Source organism: Streptomyces sp. NPDC059002, from assembly GCF_042740435.1.
GTDB lineage: Bacteria > Actinomycetota > Actinomycetes > Streptomycetales > Streptomycetaceae > Streptomyces.
The window spans coordinates 112649-131470 of the sequence record NZ_JBHYJI010000001.1 but is presented as its reverse complement, the minus strand read 5'-3'; the positions used below and the strand labels follow the sequence as shown (position 1 = coordinate 131470).

General features: G+C 71.3%; 16 protein-coding genes and 1 pseudogene. 11 read left to right on the top strand and 6 right to left on the bottom strand.

Going from position 1 to position 18822, the window contains the following annotated elements; all coding sequences use genetic code 11:
• Nucleotides 1–55 precede the first annotated feature (55 nt).
• Together ACFWZ2_RS00570 and ACFWZ2_RS00565 are read right to left on the bottom strand one after the other, a co-directional pair.
• Nucleotides 56–1507, bottom strand: coding sequence for a flotillin family protein (locus ACFWZ2_RS00570; protein ID WP_384539591.1), 1452 nt, complete (start codon nt 1505–1507; stop codon nt 56–58).
• A gap of 103 nt (nt 1508–1610) precedes the next feature.
• Nucleotides 1611–2126, bottom strand: a complete 516-nt coding sequence (locus ACFWZ2_RS00565) for a hypothetical protein (RefSeq protein WP_384539589.1) — start codon at nt 2124–2126, stop codon at nt 1611–1613.
• Between the two features lie 164 nt (nt 2127–2290).
• Between ACFWZ2_RS00565 and ACFWZ2_RS00560 the strand changes: the two genes are divergently transcribed.
• Entirely contained in the window at nt 2291–2983 is a 693-nt protein-coding gene (locus ACFWZ2_RS00560) for an endonuclease V (protein ID WP_384539587.1), read from the top strand.
• 28 nt (nt 2984–3011) lie between these two features.
• On the opposite strand, the gene ACFWZ2_RS00555 is transcribed toward ACFWZ2_RS00560, so the two are convergent.
• Nucleotides 3012–4235, bottom strand: coding sequence for a saccharopine dehydrogenase family protein (locus ACFWZ2_RS00555; protein ID WP_384539584.1), 1224 nt, complete (start codon nt 4233–4235; stop codon nt 3012–3014).
• A gap of 83 nt (nt 4236–4318) precedes the next feature.
• Nucleotides 4319–4846, bottom strand: a complete 528-nt coding sequence (locus ACFWZ2_RS00550) for a DUF523 domain-containing protein (protein WP_384539582.1) — start codon at nt 4844–4846, stop codon at nt 4319–4321.
• Between the two features lie 145 nt (nt 4847–4991).
• Between ACFWZ2_RS00550 and ACFWZ2_RS00545 the strand changes: the two genes are divergently transcribed.
• The 6 genes from ACFWZ2_RS00545 (at nt 4992) to ACFWZ2_RS00520 (ending at nt 12930) form a co-directional block, all read left to right on the top strand.
• Nucleotides 4992–6137 (top strand): CaiB/BaiF CoA transferase family protein, encoded by a 1146-nt coding sequence (locus tag ACFWZ2_RS00545; protein WP_384539580.1) that lies wholly within the window; start codon nt 4992–4994, stop codon nt 6135–6137.
• A complete protein-coding gene (locus tag ACFWZ2_RS00540; RefSeq protein WP_384539577.1) occupies nt 6137–7162 on the top strand; it encodes an LLM class F420-dependent oxidoreductase in 1026 nt (341 codons plus the stop codon). Before ACFWZ2_RS00545 ends, ACFWZ2_RS00540 begins: the two co-directional genes overlap by 1 nt.
• Before the next feature lie 42 nt (nt 7163–7204).
• Nucleotides 7205–8347, top strand: a complete 1143-nt coding sequence (locus ACFWZ2_RS00535) for an acyl-CoA dehydrogenase family protein (protein WP_384539574.1) — start codon at nt 7205–7207, stop codon at nt 8345–8347.
• A 103-nt stretch (nt 8348–8450) separates the two neighbouring features.
• On the top strand, nt 8451–9665 hold the full coding sequence (locus tag ACFWZ2_RS00530; protein WP_384539571.1) for an acetyl-CoA C-acetyltransferase: 1215 nt from the start codon (nt 8451–8453) through the stop codon (nt 9663–9665).
• A gap of 237 nt (nt 9666–9902) precedes the next feature.
• Nucleotides 9903–12074, top strand: coding sequence for a 3-hydroxyacyl-CoA dehydrogenase NAD-binding domain-containing protein (locus ACFWZ2_RS00525; RefSeq protein WP_384539568.1), 2172 nt, complete (start codon nt 9903–9905; stop codon nt 12072–12074).
• Between the two features lie 109 nt (nt 12075–12183).
• Nucleotides 12184–12930, top strand: coding sequence for a hypothetical protein (locus ACFWZ2_RS00520; protein ID WP_384539565.1), 747 nt, complete (start codon nt 12184–12186; stop codon nt 12928–12930).
• An 18-nt stretch (nt 12931–12948) separates the two neighbouring features.
• Here the strand turns inward: ACFWZ2_RS00520 and ACFWZ2_RS00515 are convergent, their stop codons facing one another.
• Nucleotides 12949–13698: a MerR family transcriptional regulator gene (locus tag ACFWZ2_RS00515; protein ID WP_384539562.1), complete on the bottom strand. Its 750-nt coding sequence runs from the start codon at nt 13696–13698 to the stop codon at nt 12949–12951.
• A 192-nt stretch (nt 13699–13890) separates the two neighbouring features.
• Between ACFWZ2_RS00515 and ACFWZ2_RS00510 the strand changes: the two genes are divergently transcribed.
• From ACFWZ2_RS00510 to ACFWZ2_RS00500, 3 genes are all read left to right on the top strand, one after another.
• The gene (locus ACFWZ2_RS00510; protein WP_384539559.1) at nt 13891–15696 is read left to right on the top strand and encodes an AMP-dependent synthetase/ligase; all 1806 of its coding nucleotides are present in this window, start codon (nt 13891–13893) and stop codon (nt 15694–15696) included.
• Nucleotides 15697–15855: 159 nt separating this feature from the next.
• Nucleotides 15856–17331 (top strand): amino acid permease, encoded by a 1476-nt coding sequence (locus ACFWZ2_RS00505; protein WP_384539557.1) that lies wholly within the window; start codon nt 15856–15858, stop codon nt 17329–17331.
• A gap of 43 nt (nt 17332–17374) precedes the next feature.
• Nucleotides 17375–17854 (top strand): macro domain-containing protein, encoded by a 480-nt coding sequence (locus ACFWZ2_RS00500; RefSeq protein WP_384539554.1) that lies wholly within the window; start codon nt 17375–17377, stop codon nt 17852–17854.
• 24 nt (nt 17855–17878) lie between these two features.
• Here ACFWZ2_RS00500 and ACFWZ2_RS00495 read toward each other — a convergent pair.
• A pseudogene (locus ACFWZ2_RS00495) lies at nt 17879–18148 on the bottom strand (response regulator transcription factor); the annotation flags it as partial.
• A 112-nt stretch (nt 18149–18260) separates the two neighbouring features.
• On the opposite strand from ACFWZ2_RS00495, the gene ACFWZ2_RS00490 reads away from it, so the two are divergent.
• The gene (locus ACFWZ2_RS00490; RefSeq protein ID WP_384539552.1) at nt 18261–18818 is read left to right on the top strand and encodes a hypothetical protein; all 558 of its coding nucleotides are present in this window, start codon (nt 18261–18263) and stop codon (nt 18816–18818) included.
• Nucleotides 18819–18822: the final 4 nt, after the last annotated feature.

The window sequence follows — 18822 nt, the reverse complement described above, 5'->3', positions numbered from 1 at the left end:
ACGTGACCCCCTGGCGGACGGCCAGGGGGTCACGGAGTTGAGGGTCGGACCGGTCTCAGGTGGTGATCTCGATCCGGCCGTTCGCCGCGTCGGGGGCGTCGTCCGCGGCGCTCTTCACGGGCGCCGCGGCGGTGCCGCGCGAACCCCCGGTGATCCCCTTGAGGAGTTCCGCGAGGTCGACTCCCGTGGTGGAGCTGAGGAGTTCCACGCCCTGGGCGACATTGTCGGCGACCGTGCGCGAGAGCTGGCTCGCGCCGTCCGTGGAGATCACCGTCATCTTGTCCACCGCGCTGAGCGGCTCGGACGCCTTGGCCACGACGTTCGGCAGAACCTCGACCAGCATCTGCAGGACCGCCGCGTCGCCGTACTGCGTGAACGCGTCCGCCTTCTTCAGCATCGCCTCGGCCTCCGCCGCGCCCTTCGCGCCGATCGCGGCGGCCTCGGCCTCGCCCTCCAGACGTACGGCGTCGGCGAGCGCGGCACGCTGCGCCTTCTCGCCCTCACCGGTGAGCCGGGCCCGCTCGGCGTCCGCCTCGGCCTGCTTGACCAGGCCGATCCTGCGGGCCTCCGCCTCCTGCTCGGCCTGGTAGCGCGCGGCGTCGGCGGGCTTGCGGACCTGCGTGTCCAACTCGCTGTCGGTCAGCGCGGCCTGGCGCTTGGCGACCTTCTCCTGCTCGGTGAGGACCTCCTGCTGGCGCGCCGCCTCGGCGAGCGGCCCCGCGGCCCCGGCCCGCGCCGACGCCTCGTCCGTCTCGGCCTTGATCTCGGCCTGCTTGAGCGCGAACGTCCGCTGGGCGACCGCGATCTCCTCCTCGGCCTTCAGGCGTGCCTGCTCGGCGGCCCTGCGGGCGACGGCCTCCGCGATGTCGGCCTCCTGCTTGGCGCGGGCCGCCTCCGGGCGCCCGAGGTCCTCCAGGTAGGAGCCCTCGGTGGTGATGTCCTGGATCTGGAAGGCGTCGAGGACCAGGCCCTGCCCGGACAGGCTGGCCTCCGCCTCCTCGGCGACCTGCCCCGCGAACGCGGCGCGGTCCCGGATGATGTCCTCCACCGACATCCGCCCCACGATGGAGCGCAGCGCGCCGGAGAGCACCTCCTGGGTGAAGCCGACGATGCCGTCCTGCTGCACGAGGAACCGCTGGGCCGCGGCCCTTATCGAGTCCTCGGTGCCGCCGACCTTGACGATGGCGACGCCTTCGAGGTTGGCCTTCACACCGCGCAGCGTGACCGCGCCGCGCACCGCGATCGGGATGTGCCGCGAGGAGAGGTCGAGCGTGAACTTCTGCTGCACGAACGGCACGACGAAGACGCCGCCGCCGACCACGACCTTCTGGCCGCTGTTGTCGGTCATCACGCGGCCGGTGTCCGGATCGGTGGACTTCTTGCCGCGCCGCCCGGTCACGATGAAGGCCTCGCTCGGCCCCGCGACCTTGTAGCGGGTGATGACGACGAGCGCCAACAGGACGAGGAGTACGACGACTCCGACGACGGCGGTCAGGACTGGACTCATGGCGAATTCCCCCCTGCCTCCCGGGGGACGGCAGATCGGTTGCGTACGTCTTTCGGTTGCGGCGCCCGCGGCCCGTTGCCGCCGCGCGCCGCCGCGGCCGGGCTCAGCGCTGCACGGGCCGGACCGCCACCGAGGTGGGCGAAAGGGTCTCGTCGACCCAGATCTCGGCGCCCCGCGGCACGGCGGCGGAGCTGCGGGCCGCGAACTTCACCGGCTGGCCGGCGAGTCGGAGCAGCACCTCGCCGTAGCCGTCCGCCGGGATCGCGGTGACCACGGAACCCGCGCTGCCCACGAGGTCGTCGCCGCGGGGCGTGCGCGCGGTCTGGTCGCGCATCAGGGCCCGGGTGACCTTCCAGGTCAGCCATGCCGCCCCGGTCCCGGCGCCGACCCCCACGGCGGTGGCGGGTCCGGCGCCGAGCCCGGTGGTGCCGAGCGCGATCGCCCCGCCGAAGCCGAGCATCGACACGAACCCGGCGATGACCGGAAGTGACAGGAGCCCGTCGAAGAGCCCGTCGAGAACTCCCGCTCCGCCGAAGAGTCCTTCGAGGACCCCGTCGAGGACGAGCGAGAGGACCAGCAGCACGACCCCCGCGATGCCGAGACCCAGAAACACCGTCATCGGACCACTTCCCCCCGTCATGCCGTTCACCTCGGTACGGGACGATCCTGGCATGCACGGACGGAACCGGTCATTGCCGGATCCCGGCAATCTTTACGCTTCTTTGATGCCGGTCGGCCCCTCGATGCTCCCCGCGCATCCGGCCAACTAGGCTGATCCGCACCATGACCAGCTATGCGCCGCCCTCCGACTGGCCCACCGACGAGCGGACGGCCCGCGCCGTCCAGGACGAACTGCGCGCCCGCGTCGTCCTCGACGAGCCGGGCCCGCCGCCGGGGCAGGGACACGTCACGGGGGTGGACGTCGCCTACGACGACGAGCGGGACATCGTCGCCGCGGCCGTCGTCGTCCTGGACGGCGGCACGCTCGACGTCGTCGAGGAGGCCACCGCGGTGGGCACGGTGGCCTTCCCTTACGTGCCGGGCCTGCTGGCGTTCCGCGAGATCCCCACGGTTCTCGCGGCGCTCGACGGACTGACCGCGGACCCGGGGCTCGTCGTCTGCGACGGCTACGGCATCGCGCACCCGCGCCGCTTCGGCCTCGCGAGCCACCTCGGCGTGCTGACCGGACTGCCCACGATGGGCGTCGCCAAGAACCCCTTCACCTTCACGTACGAGGCTCCGCGGGCGGCGCGGGGCAGCGCGGCGCCGCTGCTCGACGGTGCGGAGGAGGTCGGCAGGGCGCTGCGGACCCGCGCGGACGTCAAGCCGGTGTTCGTCTCGGCGGGCCACCGGGTGGACCTGGACACCGCCTGCGCCCACACGCTGGCCCTGACGCCGCGCTACCGCCTGCCGGAGTCGACGCGGCGCGCGGACGCCCTGTGCCGGGCGGCGCTGCGCCGGGCCGTCGACGCCTGACGCAGCCGGGCCCCTGCCGCGAGCGGGCTCAGCGCACCGCCGCGACCCGGAAGCCGATCCCCGCGGCGGTGAGCCGGTCGAGCAGCGCGTCGCCCATGGCGACCGCCGTGGTGACCTGCCCCGCCACCTCGGGCAGCTCGTCGAGCGCCAGGCAGAGCGCCGACTCGGCGAGGATCTTCGCCGTCTCGTCGTACCCGGGGTCGCCGCCCGACACCTCGGTGTAGACCCGCGTGCCGCCGCCCTCGCCGACGAAGCGGACCGAGAACCACGACTTGGCGCGGCGTTCCTCGCTCGGCCCCTCGCCGGGCTTGATGCGGGCCGACAACCAGCGGCGCGCGGGCGGAAGTTGGGCCGCGGCGAGCACACCGGCCAGCGCCGCGGGGGCGCCGAGCGCGACCGGCAGCGACTTCACGGCCGCGTAGTGCCGGTAGCGGAAGTCGGGACCGTACCGGTCGAGGGCCCGCGCCGAGCGCTGCACCACCTGCGGGTCGATCGTCGGCAGCGGCAGCGCCCACGCGCCGACCTCGCTCGCGTACCGGGGCGCGCTCGGCGGGGCGTACGCCTTGCGTCCCACCAGGCGCGGCTCGTGCCGCCGCCGGTCCTTCGCGGCGGCCAGCATCTGCGGGCCGCGCCCGAACTGGTTGAGCGCGGAGGCGAAGGTGCCGCCGGAGAACTGCGCGCCCGCCCGTACGAAGCCGTCGACGCGCAGTGGCACCCCCTCGGGCAGCTGCTTGACGGTGAAGTACGCGCCCAGGTCGTGCGGGACCGAGTCGAAGCCACAGGCGTGGACGAGGCGTGCGCCGCTCTCCCGCGCGCGGGTGTCGTGCCGCACGTACATCAGGTCGACGAACTCGGGCTCACCGGTCAGGTCGAGATAGTCCGTGCCCGCCTCGGCGCACGCGGCGACCAGCTCCTGGCCGTACGTCAGATAGGGGCCGACGGTCGTGGCGACCACGCGCGCGTCGCCCGCCATCGCCCGCAGGCTCGGGGGGTCGGCCACATCGGCCTGGACGAGCGGGAGTTCGGCGCACCCCGGGTGGGCGTCGGCGAGCCGGTCCCTGAGCCGCGCCAGCTTCTCCGTGTCGCGGCCCGCGACGGCCCAGCGCAGCCCTTCGGGTGCGTGCGCGGCCAGGTACTCGGCGGTCAGCGCCCCCACGAAGCCGGTGGCTCCGAAGAGCACGATGTCGTACGGGCGGTCCGTGTGCTTGCGCTTCTCGCCGGTCTTGCTGTGCTGGCTGGTCTGGCTGGTCATGGCACCTCTCCGCCGTGGCTGGCCCCTGGGCCTTGAGCCGGATCCGTGGGTGGCCCCCGGGGCTCTGCCCCGGACCCCGCTCCTCAAACGCCGGAGGGGCTGGATTCTGGTCCCGCTCCTTGGGTGTCGGAGGGGGTGGATTCTGGTCCCGCTCCTGGGGGGCTGGATTGTAGTGCCGGTCGCACCGTGATCCCGTTCCGTTCGAACAGTGCCGCGGTGACCCCGTCGCCCGTCACCAGCTCGCCGCCGAACGTGCCGTCGTACACCGATCCGCGCCCGCACGAAGGGCTGCGCGGCATGAGCAGTGCCTCGGCGCAGCCGCCGGCGTGCGCGGCGGCCAGGGCGCGCCGCGCGCCCGCCACGAACTCGGCGGTCACGTCGCGTCCGGTGTCCTCGACGACGCGGGCGCGGCCGTCCAGGACGTCGTGCCCGTCGCCGCCGACGAGTTCGGCGGGGCGGCGCGGCGTCGGCAGACCGCCCGCGACCTCCGGGCAGAACGGGACGACCGCGCGGCCCGCCAGCGCGTCGTCGACCTCCGGCGACGCCTTGTCACGGCCGTCGTAACGGCACGGCACACCCCGCAGACACGCGCTGACCAGTACGGAATCCATGACGTCAGGCTAGGCGCCGCACGGCCGGTGTCCGTCGGCGGCCCAGAATTGGCTAAGCGCTTGCTCGTCAAGGGCTTGTGCACAGTGGAACACGTTCTTAGCATCACTGGTGTTACATCAGTTGTGTCATAGCGCTGGGGGCTCAATGGCAGTGCCAGGCAAGGGCGTTCACGGTCCGCTCGCCGGGGTGCGCGTGGTGGAGCTGGCGGGCATCGGGCCCGGCCCGTTCGCGGCCATGCTCCTCGCCGACCTCGGCGCCGATGTCGTACGCGTCGACCGCCCCGGCGGCGGCGGGCTCGCGATCGATCCCGAGTACGACGTCACCAACCGCAACAAGCGCTCCGTGATCATCGACCTGAAGGCGGCCGACGGCGCCGCACGCGTCCTCGACCTGGTCGAGCGCGCCGACGTCCTCATCGAGGGCTACCGGCCCGGCGTCGCCGAGCGCCTCGGCGTCGGCCCCGCCTCCTGCCACGCCCGCAACCCGGCGCTCGTCTACGGCCGGATGACCGGCTGGGGCCAGGAAGGACCGCTCGCGCAGCGCGCCGGGCACGACATCGCGTACATCGCGATCACCGGAACCCTCGGCATGATCGGCAACCCGGACGAGCCGCCCGCGATCCCCGCGAACCTCGTGGGCGACTACGCGGGCGGCTCGCTCTACCTCGTCGTGGGCATCCTCGCCGCACTGCACCACGCGCGCGTGCACGGCGAGGGGCAGGTCGTGGACGCCGCGATCGTCGACGGCGCCGCCCACCTCTCCGCGATGATCCACGGCATGCTCGCGGCCGGCGGCTGGCAGGACCGGCGCGGCGCCAACCTCCTCGACGGCGGCTGCCCCTTCTACGGCAACTACGAGACCGCGGACGGCGGTTACATGGCCGTCGGCTCCCTGGAGCAGCAGTTCTACGACGAGTTCATCGCGCTGCTCGGCCTCACCGATGCCGCCCCCGCCCGCAAGGACCTGGCCCGCTGGGGCGAGCTGCGCGAGGCCGTCGCCGCGCGCTTCAAGGAACGGACGCGCGACGAGTGGACGGCCCTCTTCGAGGGCTCCGACGCGTGCGTGGCGCCCGTGCTCTCGCTGCGCGAGGCGCCGGACCACCCGCATCTCGCCGCGCGCGGCACCTTCACCGACCACGGCGGCATCACCCAGCCCGCCCCCGCACCGCGCTTCTCCGCGACGCCCACGCAGGTGCGCGGCGGCCCCGCGCAGCCCGGCGCCGACACCGCCGCCGTGGCCCGCGACTGGGGCGTACCGGCCCTCGTGACCGACGACAAGGGAGACGACTGATGGAGCTTTCCTCACCCCTCGCCTACGCGGCCGACCCGCGCGAGGCCGCCGACTCCGTCGCCGCCCTGGAGTCCGCGGGACTCGACGCGGTGTGGGTCGCGGAGGCGTACGGCTTCGACTCGCCCACGATCATGGGCTACTTGGCCGCGCGCACGGAGCGCATGAGGATCGGCGCCGGCATTCTCAACGTGTACTCGCGCACCCCTGCCCTGATCGCCCAGACCGCCGCGGGCCTCGACGCGATCTCCGGCGGCCGCGCGATCATCGGCCTCGGCGCGTCGGGCCCGCAGGTCGTCGAGGGCTGGCACGGCAAGGCGTACGACAAGCCCATCGGCCGCACCCGCGAGGCCATCGAGCTGACCCGCCGCATCCTGCGCCGCGAGGTGATCGACCACCACGGCATCACGGACATGCCGCTGCCTCCGGAGAAGGGCGGCAGGCTCGGCAAGCCCTTGAAGATCCTCACCAGGCCGGTGCGCGCGGAAGTCCCGCTGTACGTCGCCTCCTTGGGCCCCGCCAACGTCCGCATGACGGCCGAGGTCGCCGACGGCTGGCTGCCCACCCTCTTCCTCCCGGAAAAGGCCCACCAGGTGTGGGGTGCCGCGCTCGCCGAGGGCAAGGAGAAGCGCGATCCGGCCCTCGGGCCGCTGGAGACCGTCGCCGGGGGACTGCTCGCCATCGGCCCCGACGCGGCGGCCGCACGCGATCTCGCGCGCCCCATGATCGCCCTCTACGTAGGCGGCATGGGCGCCAAGGGGAGGAACTTCTACAACGACGTCGCGGTCGCGTACGGCTACGAGAAGGAGGCCGCGCGCATCCAGGAGCTCTACCTCGCGGGGAAGAAGAAGGAGGCCGAGGCCGCCGTCCCGGACGAGTTCTGCGAGCTCATGTCGCTGTGCGGGCCCGAGGGTTATGTGCGCGAGCGCGTCGAGGCGTTCCGCGCGGCGGGCGTCACCATGCTCAACGTCATCCCCGTCGGCCCCGAACCCGCCAAGTCGATCGAAACCGTCAAGGGCTGGCTCTAGGGCCGGCCGGACCGGCTCCAGGCCCCAGGAGGCCACGTACAGATGAAACGGCAGATCTTCTCCGCCGAGCACGACGCGTTCCGCGAGACCGTCCGCACCTTCCTCGCCAAGGAGGTGCTCCCGCACTACGAGCAGTGGGAGAAGGACGGCATCGTCTCCCGCGACGCGTGGCGCGCGGCGGGCAAGCAGGGGCTGCTCGGCCTCGCCGTCCCCGAGGAGTACGGGGGCGGCGGCAACGACGACTTCCGCTACGCCGCCGTGCTCGCCGAGGAGTTCACGCGCGCGGGCGCCGCCGGGCTCGCCGTCGGCCTGCACAACGACATCATCGGCCCCTATCTGACCTCCCTCGCCACCGACGAGCAGAAGCGGCGCTGGCTGCCCGGCTTCTGTTCCGGCGAGACCATCACGGCCATCGCGATGACCGAGCCGGGCGCGGGCTCCGACCTCCAGGGCATCCGCACCAGCGCCGAGGACCGGGGCGACCACTGGGTCCTGAACGGATCCAAGACGTTCATCTCGAACGGCATCCTCGCCGACCTCGTCATCGTCGTCGCCAAGACGTCCCCCGAGGGCGGCGCGCACGGCCTGTCCCTGCTGGTCGTCGAGCGCGGCATGGCGGGCTTCGAGCGCGGCCGCAACCTCGACAAGATCGGCCAGAAGTCCCAGGACACCGCCGAGTTGTTCTTCAACGACGTACGCGTCCCCAAGGAGAATCTGCTCGGCGAGCTCAACGGCGCCTTCATCCACCTGATGACGAACCTCGCGCAGGAGCGCATGGGCATCGCCGTCGCGGGGATCGCCGCCGCCGAGCACCTCCTGGAGATCACCACGACGTATGTGAAGGAGCGTGAGGCCTTCGGGCGGCCGCTCGCCAAGCTGCAGCACGTCCGGTTCGAGATCGCGGAGATGGCCACCGAGTGCGCCGTCACCCGCACGTTCCTCGACCGGTGCATCGTCGATCACTCGAACGGGGAACTCGACGCGGCGCACGCGTCGATGGCGAAGTGGTGGGCCACGGAGCTGCAGAAGCGGGTCGCCGACCGGTGTCTCCAACTGCACGGGGGCTACGGCTACATGAGTGAGTACCGCGTGGCCAGGGCCTTCACCGACGGACGCATCCAGACCATCTACGGAGGCACGACCGAGATCATGAAGGAGATCATCGGTCGTTCCCTCCTCGGCTGACCCTCCAGAACCCCGCGGAATCCCGCTGAACCCGCTGAACCCGCAGAACCCGCTGAACCCGCTGAACCCGCTGAACCCGCTGAAGACTCCGAAAGGCTCACGCGTGACCACCGAAGCGTACGTATACGACGCGATCCGCACCCCGCGCGGACGCGGCAAGGCCAATGGGGCCCTGCACGGCACCAAGCCGATCGACCTCGTCGTCGGCCTGATCCACGAGATCCAGGCCCGCTTCCCCGGCCTCGACCCGGCCGCCATCGACGACATCGTCCTCGGTGTGGTCGGTCCCGTCGGCGACCAGGGCTCCGACATCGCGCGCATCGCCGCCATCGCCGCCGGACTGCCGGACACGGTCGCGGGCGTCCAGGAGAACCGCTTCTGTGCCTCGGGCCTGGAGGCCGTCAACCTGGCCGCGATGAAGGTCCGTTCGGGCTGGGAGGACCTCGTGCTCGCGGGCGGCGTCGAGTCGATGTCGCGGGTGCCGATGGCCTCCGACGGCGGCGCCTGGTTCAACGACCCGATGACCAACTGGGACACCGACTTCGCGCCCCAGGGCATCGGCGCCGACCTGATCGCCACCATCGGGGGCTTCAGCCGCCGTGACGTCGACGAGTACGCGGCGCTCTCCCAGGAGCGCGCGGCCGCCGCCTGGAAGGACGGGCGCTTCGACCGGTCCGTCGTCCCGGTCAAGGACCGCAACGGCCTGGTCGTCCTCGACCACGACGAGCACATGCGGCCCGGCACCACCGCGGACTCCCTCGCGAAGCTGAAGCCGTCCTTCAAGGACATCGGCGACATGGGCGGCTTCGACGCGGTCGCGCTGCAGAAGTACCACTGGGTCGAGCAGATCGACCACGTCCACCACGCGGGCAACTCCTCCGGCATCGTCGACGGCGCCTCGCTGGTCGCCGTCGGCACGAAGGAGGTCGGCGAGCGCTACGGCCTCACCCCGCGCGCGCGGATCGTCTCCGTGGCCGTCTCCGGATCCGAGCCGCTGATCATGCTCACCGGGCCCGCGCCCGCCACGCGCAAGGCGCTCGCCAAGGCGGGGCTCACCATCGACGACATCGACCTCGTCGAGATCAACGAGGCGTTCGCCGCGGTCGTCCTGCGCTTCGTCAAGGACATGGGGCTGTCCCTGGACAAGGTCAACGTCAACGGCGGCGCGATTGCGTTGGGGCATCCGCTGGGCGCGACCGGGGCGATGATCCTGGGCACGCTCGTCGATGAGCTGGAGCGGCGGGACCTCCGGTACGGGCTGGCCACGTTGTGCGTGGGCGGGGGCATGGGCATCGCGACGATCGTGGAACGGCTGTAGGGCTTCTCGCCGTAGGGGTCCGGGGTGCGTCGCCGACCGCGGGTGCGTCGTGGTTGCTCGCGCAGTTCCCCGCGCCCCTGAAGGGCGCACTCCGTGCGCCTCATGAGGCGCGGCGCAGCCGCATGCCTCAGGGGCGCGGGGAACTGCGCGACCAGCCCCCACCGGCGGTCAACCGGCGATGAGACCCCGCCGCCCTCCCCAGCTTCCGCCTGCCACAGACTTCACGGAGACACAGACATGACCGAGAGCACGACCATCCGATGGGAACAGGACGCCACCGGCGTCGTCACCCTCGTCCTCGACGACCCCAACCAGTCCGCGAACACCATGAACCAGGCGTTCAAGGACTCCATCGCGGCGATCGCCGACCGCGCGGAGGCCGAACAGGGCTCGATCCGCGGCATCATCTACACGTCCGCCAAGAAGACCTTCTTCGCGGGCGGCGACCTCAAGGACATGATCAAGGTCGGCCCGGAGAACGCCCAGGAGGCGTTCGACACCGGCACCGCGATCAAGAACTCGCTGCGCCGCATCGAGACCCTCGGCAAGCCGGTCGTCGCGGCCATCAACGGCGCGGCGCTCGGCGGCGGTTACGAGATCGCCCTCGCCTCGCACCACCGCGTCGCCCTCGACGCCCCGGGCTCCAAGATCGGCCTGCCCGAGGTCACCCTGGGCCTGCTGCCCGCGGGCGGCGGCGTCACCCGCACCGTACGCCTCATGGGCATCACGGACGCGCTCCTGAAGGTGCTCCTCCAGGGCACCCAGTACAACCCGAAGCGCGCCCTGGAGAACGGCCTGGTCCATGAACTGGCCGCGACGCCCGAGGAGATGATCGAGAAGGCCCGCGCCTTCATCGACGCCAACCCCGAGTCGCAGCAGCCCTGGGACAAGCCCGGCTACCGCATCCCGGGCGGCACCCCGGCCCACCCGAAGTTCGCGGCGAACCTGCCCGCCTTCCCCGCCAACCTCAAGAAGCAGACGGCGGGCGCCCCCTACCCGGCCCCGCGCAACATCATGGCGGCGGCCGTCGAGGGCTCCCAGGTCGACTTCGAGACCGCGCTGACCATCGAGGCCCGGTACTTCACCGAGCTGGTCACGGGCCAGATCGCCAAGAACATGATCCAGGCGTTCTTCTTCGACCTCCAGGCCGTCAACTCCGGCGCCAACCGCCCCAAGGGCATCGAGCCCAAAACCGTACGCAAGGTCGCCGTGCTCGGCGCGGGCATGATGGGCGCGGGCATCGCGTACTCCTGCGCGCGCGCGGGCATCGAGGTCGTCCTCAAGGACGTCTCCGCCGAGGCCGCGGCCAAGGGCAAGGGCTACTCCGAGAAGCTCTGCGCCAAGGCGGTCGCCAAGGGGCGTACGAGCCAGGAGAAGGCGGACGCGCTGCTCGCCCGCATCACGCCCACCGCGGACCCGCAGGCGCTCGCGGGCTGTGACGCAGTGATCGAGGCGGTCTTCGAGGACACCTCGCTCAAGCACAAGGTGTTCCAGGAGATCCAGCACGTCATCGAGCCGGACGCGCTGCTCTGCTCCAACACCTCGACGCTGCCGATCACCCTGCTCGCGGAGGGCGTCGAGCGTCCGGTCGACTTCATCGGACTGCACTTCTTCTCGCCCGTCGACAAGATGCCGCTCGTCGAGATCATCAAGGGCGAGCGGACCGGGGACGAGGCGCTTGCCCGCGCCTTCGACCTGGTGCGCCAGATCAACAAGACGCCGATCGTCGTCAACGACTCGCGCGGCTTCTTCACCTCGCGCGTCATCGGGCACTTCATCAACGAGGGTGTCGCGATGGTCGGCGAGGGCATCGAGCCCGCGTCCGTCGAGCAGGCGGCGGCCCAGGCAGGTTACCCGGCGAAGGTCCTCTCGCTGATGGACGAGCTGACGCTCACACTGCCCCGGAAGATCCGCAACGAGACGAAGAAGGCCGTCGAGGAGGCGGGCGGCAGCTGGCCGGGCCACCCCTCGGACGTCGTCATCGACCGCATGGTCGACGAGTTCGAGCGTCCCGGCAGGAGCGGGGGAGCGGGCTTCTACGAGTACGTGGACGGCAGGCGCGCCGGTCTCTGGCCGGGCCTGCGCGAGCACTTCACCAAGCCCGGGCACGAGATCCCGTTCAAGGACATGCAGGAGCGGATGCTCTTCTCCGAGGCGCTCGACACCGTGCGCCTGATCGAGGAGGGCGTCCTGACGTCGGTGGCCGACGCGAACATCGGCTCCATCTTCGGCATCGGCTTCCCCGGCTGGACCGGCGGTGTGCTCCAGTACATCAATGGCTACGAGGGCGGCCTGCCCGGCTTCGTGGCACGCGCGCGTGAGCTCGCCGAGCGCTACGGCGACCGGTTCCTGCCGACCGCGCTGCTGGTCGAAAAGGCCGAGAAGGGCGAGAAGTTCAGCGACGCCTGATCCGTGCTGGGGCCTTCGGTTCTGCCTGGTCAGGGGTGGAACCGGAGGCTCTTCCACCGCGTCGTATTCTGCCGTACGGCATGATCACGACAAGTGGAAGGTGGCCGCAGTGCGGTTCACGACTGGGGGAACGACGCGGGCAGTCGGCGTCGGAGTGCTGGTTCTCTCGCTGGCCCTGACGGGCTGCGGGGGCAAGAAGGACAAGAAGAAGCACAAGCGCGGCTCGTCGAGTTCGCACAGCCGCACCATCGGCGGCACGACGGGCGGCGGCACGAGCAGCGGATCCGCGGGCAAGGGGAAGGGCGCGGGTTCCCTGAGCGGCGCCCAGGAGGCCGAGGCCATCCTGCCGCCCCGCGACACCATGCCCGCCGCCCTGCGCGACGTCGGCACGGAGCTGCACAGCCGCGCCAAGGCGCCCTCGGTGTGCAAGGACCCGGGCGGCAAGTGCAAGGGCGCCGTCGCCAACGGACAGGTCGGCTACCGCAGCAACGACAAGGCCGAGGGTGCCAGTTACGACCTGATCGTGTACCGCAACGACCGCGCCGCGCAGCGCGCCTTCACCGCCTGGGACAGCTACGTGCGCAACAACAAGCACGAGCTCACGATCCTGGCCGGGCCCCACCGGGGCGCCGACAGCGTCGCCTACACGTACAAGACGCCCGCCAAGAAGAACACGCAGACGATCGTGATCTTCCAGGGGCGCTACGTCGGCACGCTGGAGGTCCGGGACACCGCCGCCAAGGCCTCGACGCAAGGGGACCTGAAGAAGCTCTCCGAGGTGTTCGCCGTGCGGCTCGCGCAGGCCACGAAGGGGCAGGAGCCGACTGCCTCCGGTGCCGACATCACGGTGGCGTAAGGCGGTTGAGGGGGTGGCTCACCCCTCCTTGAGCCACCCCCGCAGCTCCTCCTTGAGCGAGCGCTGGAACGCGGTCACCAGCGCCTGCACCACCATCGGCTGCATATGGGCCGAGAGCGACCGCATCGCCGCCACGTGCTCCGGGTCCGACTCGCGGTCCCGGTAGGGGCCCCACACCTCGTCGCGGAAGAGCCGGGACAGCTCGTGCGCGGCCGAGCGCGTGTGCTCCATCAAGACCGTGCGGGCCGCCAGGATCGTCTCGTGCGCGATGGGTACGTCGAGGAGCTGCACCCCGAGGCGCAGCAGGCCCGGATCCACGCGGTACGTCCCCGGGGCCGGGGTCCGCGCGGTCACGCCCATCGCCGTGAGCCGGTCCAGATCCGCCTCGTCCAGCGCCCGGCCCGCCCTGCGCTCCAGCTCGGCCCGCGAGACGTCCTCGGCCGCGTCCGGCGCCCAACTCGCCACCAGGGCGCGGTGGATGGCCAGATCGTGCGCGCTCAGATCCGCGGGCAGCTGCTCCAGATAGCGCTCGATCGCGGCGAGCGTCATGCCCTGGTGCTGCAGCTCCTCGATGAGCGCGAGCCGGGACAGGTGCTCCGGGCCGTAGTGCCCCACGCGGCGCGGGCCGATCACCGGCGGCGGCAACAGGCCCTTGGTGCTGTAGAAGCGGATCGTGCGGACCGTGACGCCCGCGCGCGCGGCCAGTTCGTCGACCGTGAACGTCGGCTCATCGGCGTTCGCCGGCACGCTCTCGGTGCCCGTCGTCATGGCGGCGCCCTCCCTCCCCGGTCGGCTCCGGACGTCTCCCCGTTGGCGCGCGATCCGGTGCCTCCCCGGCTGTGCACCAATCCGGTGCAACAGTATTGCTGGCACACCAGTGTTGTGAAACCCTCCGGGCCAGTCACTTGCTCCTCACGCACGCATCCGCTCACGCTCAGCCGATGGCGCCAGGAGGCGGTCATGACCACGATCCCGCGACTTCCCGGGGACCTCACCGACGTCACGCTCCCCGCTCTGCTGCTCCGCAATGCCGAGGACCACGGAGATCTTCCCGCTCTTTCCTGGCGGTCGGGGGAGGAGTGGACGACGCTCACCTGGCGCGAGGTGCGGCGCAAGGTCGGCGTCCTCGCCGCGGGTTACCAGGCGCTGGGCGTCGAACGCGGCGAGCACGTCCTGATGATGATGGGCAACCGCCCCGAGCACTGGCTGAGCGACCTCGCCCTGACCCATCTCGGTGCCGTCCCCGTGACCGTCTACGGCACCGCGGCTCCCGAACAGGTCGCGCACATCGTCCGGCACAGCCGCGCCCGTTTCGCGATCGTCGAGGGCGCCGCCGAACTGCCGCGCTGGGAGCCCCTGTTGGCCGACGCCACGGCCCCCCTGGAGCGGCTCGTCGTGGTGGAGGCGGCCGCGGCGGGCACCCACCGTACGTACGGCTCCCCGCACGCCACCGGCGGCCGCCTGTTCAACCCCGACGCCTTCGAGAAGGCATGGCGCTCGATCCGCGCCACCGACCCGCTCACCGTCGTCTACACCTCCGGCACCACAGGCGACCCCAAGGGCGTCCAGCTCACCCACCGCAACATCGTCCTCGACGGCGTCGCCCTGGACGCCGTCGCCCAGTTCCCCGAGCACGCGGGCCACATCTGCTACCTGCCCTTCGCGCACATCGCGGAGCGCATGCTCGGCATCTACCTGCCGGTGCTCCGGGCCGCGCACGCCTACCTGTGCGCGGACCCCGCCCAGGTGGCCGCCACCGTGCGCGAGCTGCACCCCTTCCAGTTCTTCGGGGTCCCGCGCGTGTGGGAGAAGCTCTCCGCATCCGTGAAGGCCGTGCTCGCCGGGCTGCCCGAGGAGCAGCGGCGGACCATCGAGGCGGCGAACGAGACGGCACGCGCGCGTGTCGCCTGCCGCGAGCGGGGCGAGGAACCGTCGGCCGAGCTCGCGGCGGCGTACCAGGAGGCCAAGGAGAAGGTGCTCGACCCGCTGCTCACGCTCGCCGGGTTCGACCGCCTGGTGTGGGCCGCGAGCGCGTCCGCGCCGATGCCGGTGGACGTCGCCCGCTTCTGGGCGGGCTTCGGCCTGGTGATCATGGATGCGTGGGGCCTGACCGAGACCGCGGGTGTCGTCACGTCCAACGGCCCCGACGCGTTCCGCCTCGGCTCGGTGGGCCGCCCCGTCGAAGGCCTTGAGGTGCGCATCGCCGAGGACGGCGAGATCCTCGTGCGCGGTGCGACGGTCTTCGACGGCTATCTGCGGCCCGACGGCGGCGTCGACGGCGCCTGTGACGCGGAGGGCTGGTTCGCCACCGGCGACATCGGGCGGATCGACGAGGACGGCTTCCTCTGGCTGACCGACCGCAAGAAGGAAATGATCGTGACCTCGACGGGCAAGAACGTCTCACCCGCCCTCGTCGAGAACACGCTCAAGGAGCACCCCTTGATCGGCCAGGCCCTCGTGCACGGCGACGGCCGCTCCTATCTGGTCGCGCTGCTCGTCCTGGACCCGGAGATGGCGCCCGTCTGGGCCGCCGCGCGCGGGATCACCGGCGATCTGACGGCCAGCGCGGCCGTACAGGAAGAGGTGGCCCGCGCCGTCGAGGCGGCCAACGCGCGCCTGAACCGCACCGAGCAGATCAAGCGCTACCGCCTCCTCGACGAGGAGTGGGGACCGGCGACCGGCGAGCTGACACCGTCCCTGAAACTGCGCCGCCGCGTCATCCGCGCAAAGTACGAGCAGGTCATCAATTCCCTGTACACCCCTTGACCACCATGTGAGAAGTGCCGCTATGTGACGTGCGCCACCGCGTGCGAGGTGATCTCTGGGGGAAGGTGTCCCGTCGGTCCGCGCGCGTCAGGGGTGTCGCGGGCCGGAGCACATCCGGACCCCGGAGCTCTTCCGGGCACCAGAGAGTAGATCCACCACGTGAGCAAGGAAGCCGTAGATTCGGCCGCCCTGGACGCATCCCGCACGGATGCGTCGCAGGCCCCCGCGGACGCGGGAGACGCCGGATACAGCAAGGACCTCAAGGCCCGCCACGTCAACATGATCGCGATCGGTGGCGCGATCGGTACCGGCCTCTTCCTCGGGGCCGGCGGGCGCCTCAACTCGGCGGGCCCCGCACTCGCCGTCGCGTACCTCGTGTGCGGAATCTTCGCGTTCTTCGTCGTCAGGGCGCTCGGCGAGATGGTGCTCTACCGTCCGTCGTCGGGTTCCTTCGTCTCGTACGCGCGTGAGTTCCTCGGGGAGAAGGGCGCGTTCTTCGCCGGTTGGATGTACTTCCTCAACTGGTCGACCACGTGCATCGCCGACATCACGGCGATCGCCCTGTACACCCACTACTGGAGCTTCTTCACCGACATCCCGCAGTGGCTGCTCGCGCTGATCGCCCTCGGAGTGGTCCTCGCGGTGAACCTCATCTCGGTGAAGTACTTCGGCGAGATGGAGTTCTGGTTCGCGATCATCAAGGTGGCCGCGCTGACCGCCTTCATGATCATCGGTATCTTCCTGCTGGCCAGCCAGCACAAGGTGGGCGGCGAGACGCCGGGTCTGAACATGATCACCGACCACGGCGGCTTCATGCCGAACGGCATCATGCCGGTCGTGATCGTGATGCAGGGCGTCGTCTTCGCGTACGCCTCCCTCGAGCTCGTCGGTGTCGCGGCGGGCGAGACCAAGGACCCGCAGAAGGTCGTCCCGCGCGCGGTGAACTCGATCATGTGGCGCGTGGGCCTCTTCTACGTCGGCTCCGTCGTGCTGCTCGCGCTGCTGCTGCCCGGCTCGCTGTACTCGGCCGACCAGAGCCCGTTCGTGACGGTCCTCTCCAAGATCGGCGTTCCGGCCGCCGGTGACGTGATGAACTTCGTGGTGCTCACCGCGGCCATGTCGTCGCTGAACTCCGGTCTGTACTCCACCGGACGCATCCTGCGCTCCATGGCGATGTCGGGCTCCGCCCCGAAGTTCACCGCCAAGATGAACCGCAGCCAGGTGCCCTACGGCGGCATCCTGCTCACCGCCTCGATCGGCGTGCTCGGCGTCGGCCTGAACCGCATCGTGCCGGACCAGGCCTTCGAGATCGTCCTGAACGTGGCATCGCTCGGCATCATCGGCACCTGGATCATGATCATGGTCTGCCACCTGGCCTTCGTGCGCCGCGCGAAGGAGGGCGTGATCACCCGGCCGAAGTTCCGCCTCCCCGGCAGCGGCGTCACGGAGTACGTGACGATCGCGTTCCTGCTCGCCGTCCTCTGCCTGATGTGGAAGGACGCCGAGGTCGGCCGCAAGACGCTCTTCCTGATCCCGATCGTGGGCGCGGCGCTCGTCGCCGGCTGGTACGCGAGCCGGCGCAAGGTCGACCGCGAGACGCAGGACCTCATGAAGAGCGGACCCGACGCGAAGTAGCGGGTCCAGAGCCACTGTCAGTGGCAGCGCCTACGGTGGCGTCATGTCGGAGATCACATATGTCCGGGGTGACGCCACCGCGCCGTTCGGCAAGGGCGTCAAGCTGATCGCCCATGTCTGCAACGACCTCGGGGGCTGGGGCAAGGGCTTCGTCCTCGCCGTCTCACGCCGCTGGCCCGAGCCGGAGAAGGCGTACCGAACGTGGCACCGTGAGCGTGCACAGAACGACTTCGGCCTCGGCGCCGTCCAGTTCGTGGACGTCGGCCGCGGCCTGTGGGTGGCCAACATGATCGGCCAGCGCGGCATGCGGACGGGCAGCAAGGGGGTCCCCGTCCGGTACGAGGCGATCGACACCGCCCTGAGGGCCCTCGCCGACAAAGCCGTTGAACTCGGCGCCTCCGTGCACATGCCCCGCATCGGCTGCGGCCTCGCGGGCGGCAAGTGGTCCCGAATAGAGCCGCTGATAACCGAGCGCCTCACGGCACGCGGGATCGCCGTGACGGTGTACGACTTCGGGGACTGAGCTCCCGGCGTCAGCCCCTGAGGCTTTCAGGAGGATGCTCGTGATGTGCTTGGCGACGGCCGCGTCGGTGACGGCCAGGGCGCGGGCGATCGCGGAGTTCGAGCGGCCCTCCGCCATCAGCCCGAGCACCTCGCGCTCGCGCGGTGTGAGGCGCTCCAGAGGGTCCCTTCGGCGGGCGAGGAGCTGACGCACCACCTCGGGGTCGACGACCGTCCCGCCGTCCGCGACGCGCGCCACCGCCGCCATGAACTCCTCGACGTCGCCCACCCGGTCCTTGAGCGGATAGCCGGTGCCCGCGCGGCTCGCGCTGCGGGGCGGGTCCTGTGGGGTGCGGGCGTGACCGGGCCCACTCAACTGCCGTGCAGATGTGCGTTGTTGTGCACGGATGAGCGGGTAGGGCTCTGGCATGCAGCTCATTCCCATGAAACTCGGACCGCTCAACCCCGAGATCGAGCAACTGGCGGTCGCCGCCGTCCTGTTGGGCGTCGTCCACGTCTTCATCGGACGGCTCCTGCCCCGTATCGACCGCGTCCTCGAGGAGCGGGCGATACTCATCGGGGGCGTCACCGGAGGCCCCGCCGCCGAGCTCAGACGAGCGGCCGAGCAGGTCCGCGGCGAGCACGAGGCGCTGCTCGCCGAGGCCCGCCGCGAGGCCGCGCGCGTGCGCCAGACCGCCCGCGAGAAGGGCGCCGGGCTGATCGTTGCGGCCCGCGACGACGGCCTGCGCGAGCGCGCCGAACTCGTCGCCACCGGGCAGGCCAGGGTGGAGGCGGAGCGGGCCGAGGCCGAGGCCGAACTGCGCGGCCGGGTCTCCGAGGCGGCCTCCGAGCTGGCGAGCAGGATCGTCGGCGAGCCGATCCCGGCACCCGCCACGAACCCGGGGCTGCTCGCGGGGCCGGACGCCAGGGGCAACCCCGGGGGAGACACCGCACCCGGCACGGGGCCGACGGGTTCCGGCCGCTAGGGCC

Excerpts from the sequence above, each read along its gene's own strand:
- ACFWZ2_RS00510 (WP_384539559.1), top strand. The coding sequence starts at position 13,891 with ATGACCACGATCCCGCGACTTCCCGGGGACCTCACCGACGTCACGCTC.
- ACFWZ2_RS00490 (WP_384539552.1), top strand. The coding sequence starts at position 18,261 with ATGCAGCTCATTCCCATGAAACTCGGACCGCTCAACCCCGAGATCGAG.
- ACFWZ2_RS00550 (WP_384539582.1), bottom strand. The coding sequence starts at position 4,846 with ATGGATTCCGTACTGGTCAGCGCGTGTCTGCGGGGTGTGCCGTGCCGT.
- ACFWZ2_RS00570 (WP_384539591.1), bottom strand. The coding sequence starts at position 1,507 with ATGAGTCCAGTCCTGACCGCCGTCGTCGGAGTCGTCGTACTCCTCGTC.
- ACFWZ2_RS00535 (WP_384539574.1), top strand. The coding sequence starts at position 7,205 with ATGAAACGGCAGATCTTCTCCGCCGAGCACGACGCGTTCCGCGAGACC.
- ACFWZ2_RS00515 (WP_384539562.1), bottom strand. The coding sequence starts at position 13,698 with ATGACGACGGGCACCGAGAGCGTGCCGGCGAACGCCGATGAGCCGACG.
- ACFWZ2_RS00545 (WP_384539580.1), top strand. The coding sequence starts at position 4,992 with ATGGCAGTGCCAGGCAAGGGCGTTCACGGTCCGCTCGCCGGGGTGCGC.
- ACFWZ2_RS00540 (WP_384539577.1), top strand. The coding sequence starts at position 6,137 with ATGGAGCTTTCCTCACCCCTCGCCTACGCGGCCGACCCGCGCGAGGCC.
- ACFWZ2_RS00560 (WP_384539587.1), top strand. The coding sequence starts at position 2,291 with ATGACCAGCTATGCGCCGCCCTCCGACTGGCCCACCGACGAGCGGACG.
- ACFWZ2_RS00525 (WP_384539568.1), top strand. The coding sequence starts at position 9,903 with ATGACCGAGAGCACGACCATCCGATGGGAACAGGACGCCACCGGCGTC.
- ACFWZ2_RS00565 (WP_384539589.1), bottom strand. The coding sequence starts at position 2,126 with ATGACGGTGTTTCTGGGTCTCGGCATCGCGGGGGTCGTGCTGCTGGTC.
- ACFWZ2_RS00555 (WP_384539584.1), bottom strand. The coding sequence starts at position 4,235 with ATGACCAGCCAGACCAGCCAGCACAGCAAGACCGGCGAGAAGCGCAAG.
- ACFWZ2_RS00500 (WP_384539554.1), top strand. The coding sequence starts at position 17,375 with ATGTCGGAGATCACATATGTCCGGGGTGACGCCACCGCGCCGTTCGGC.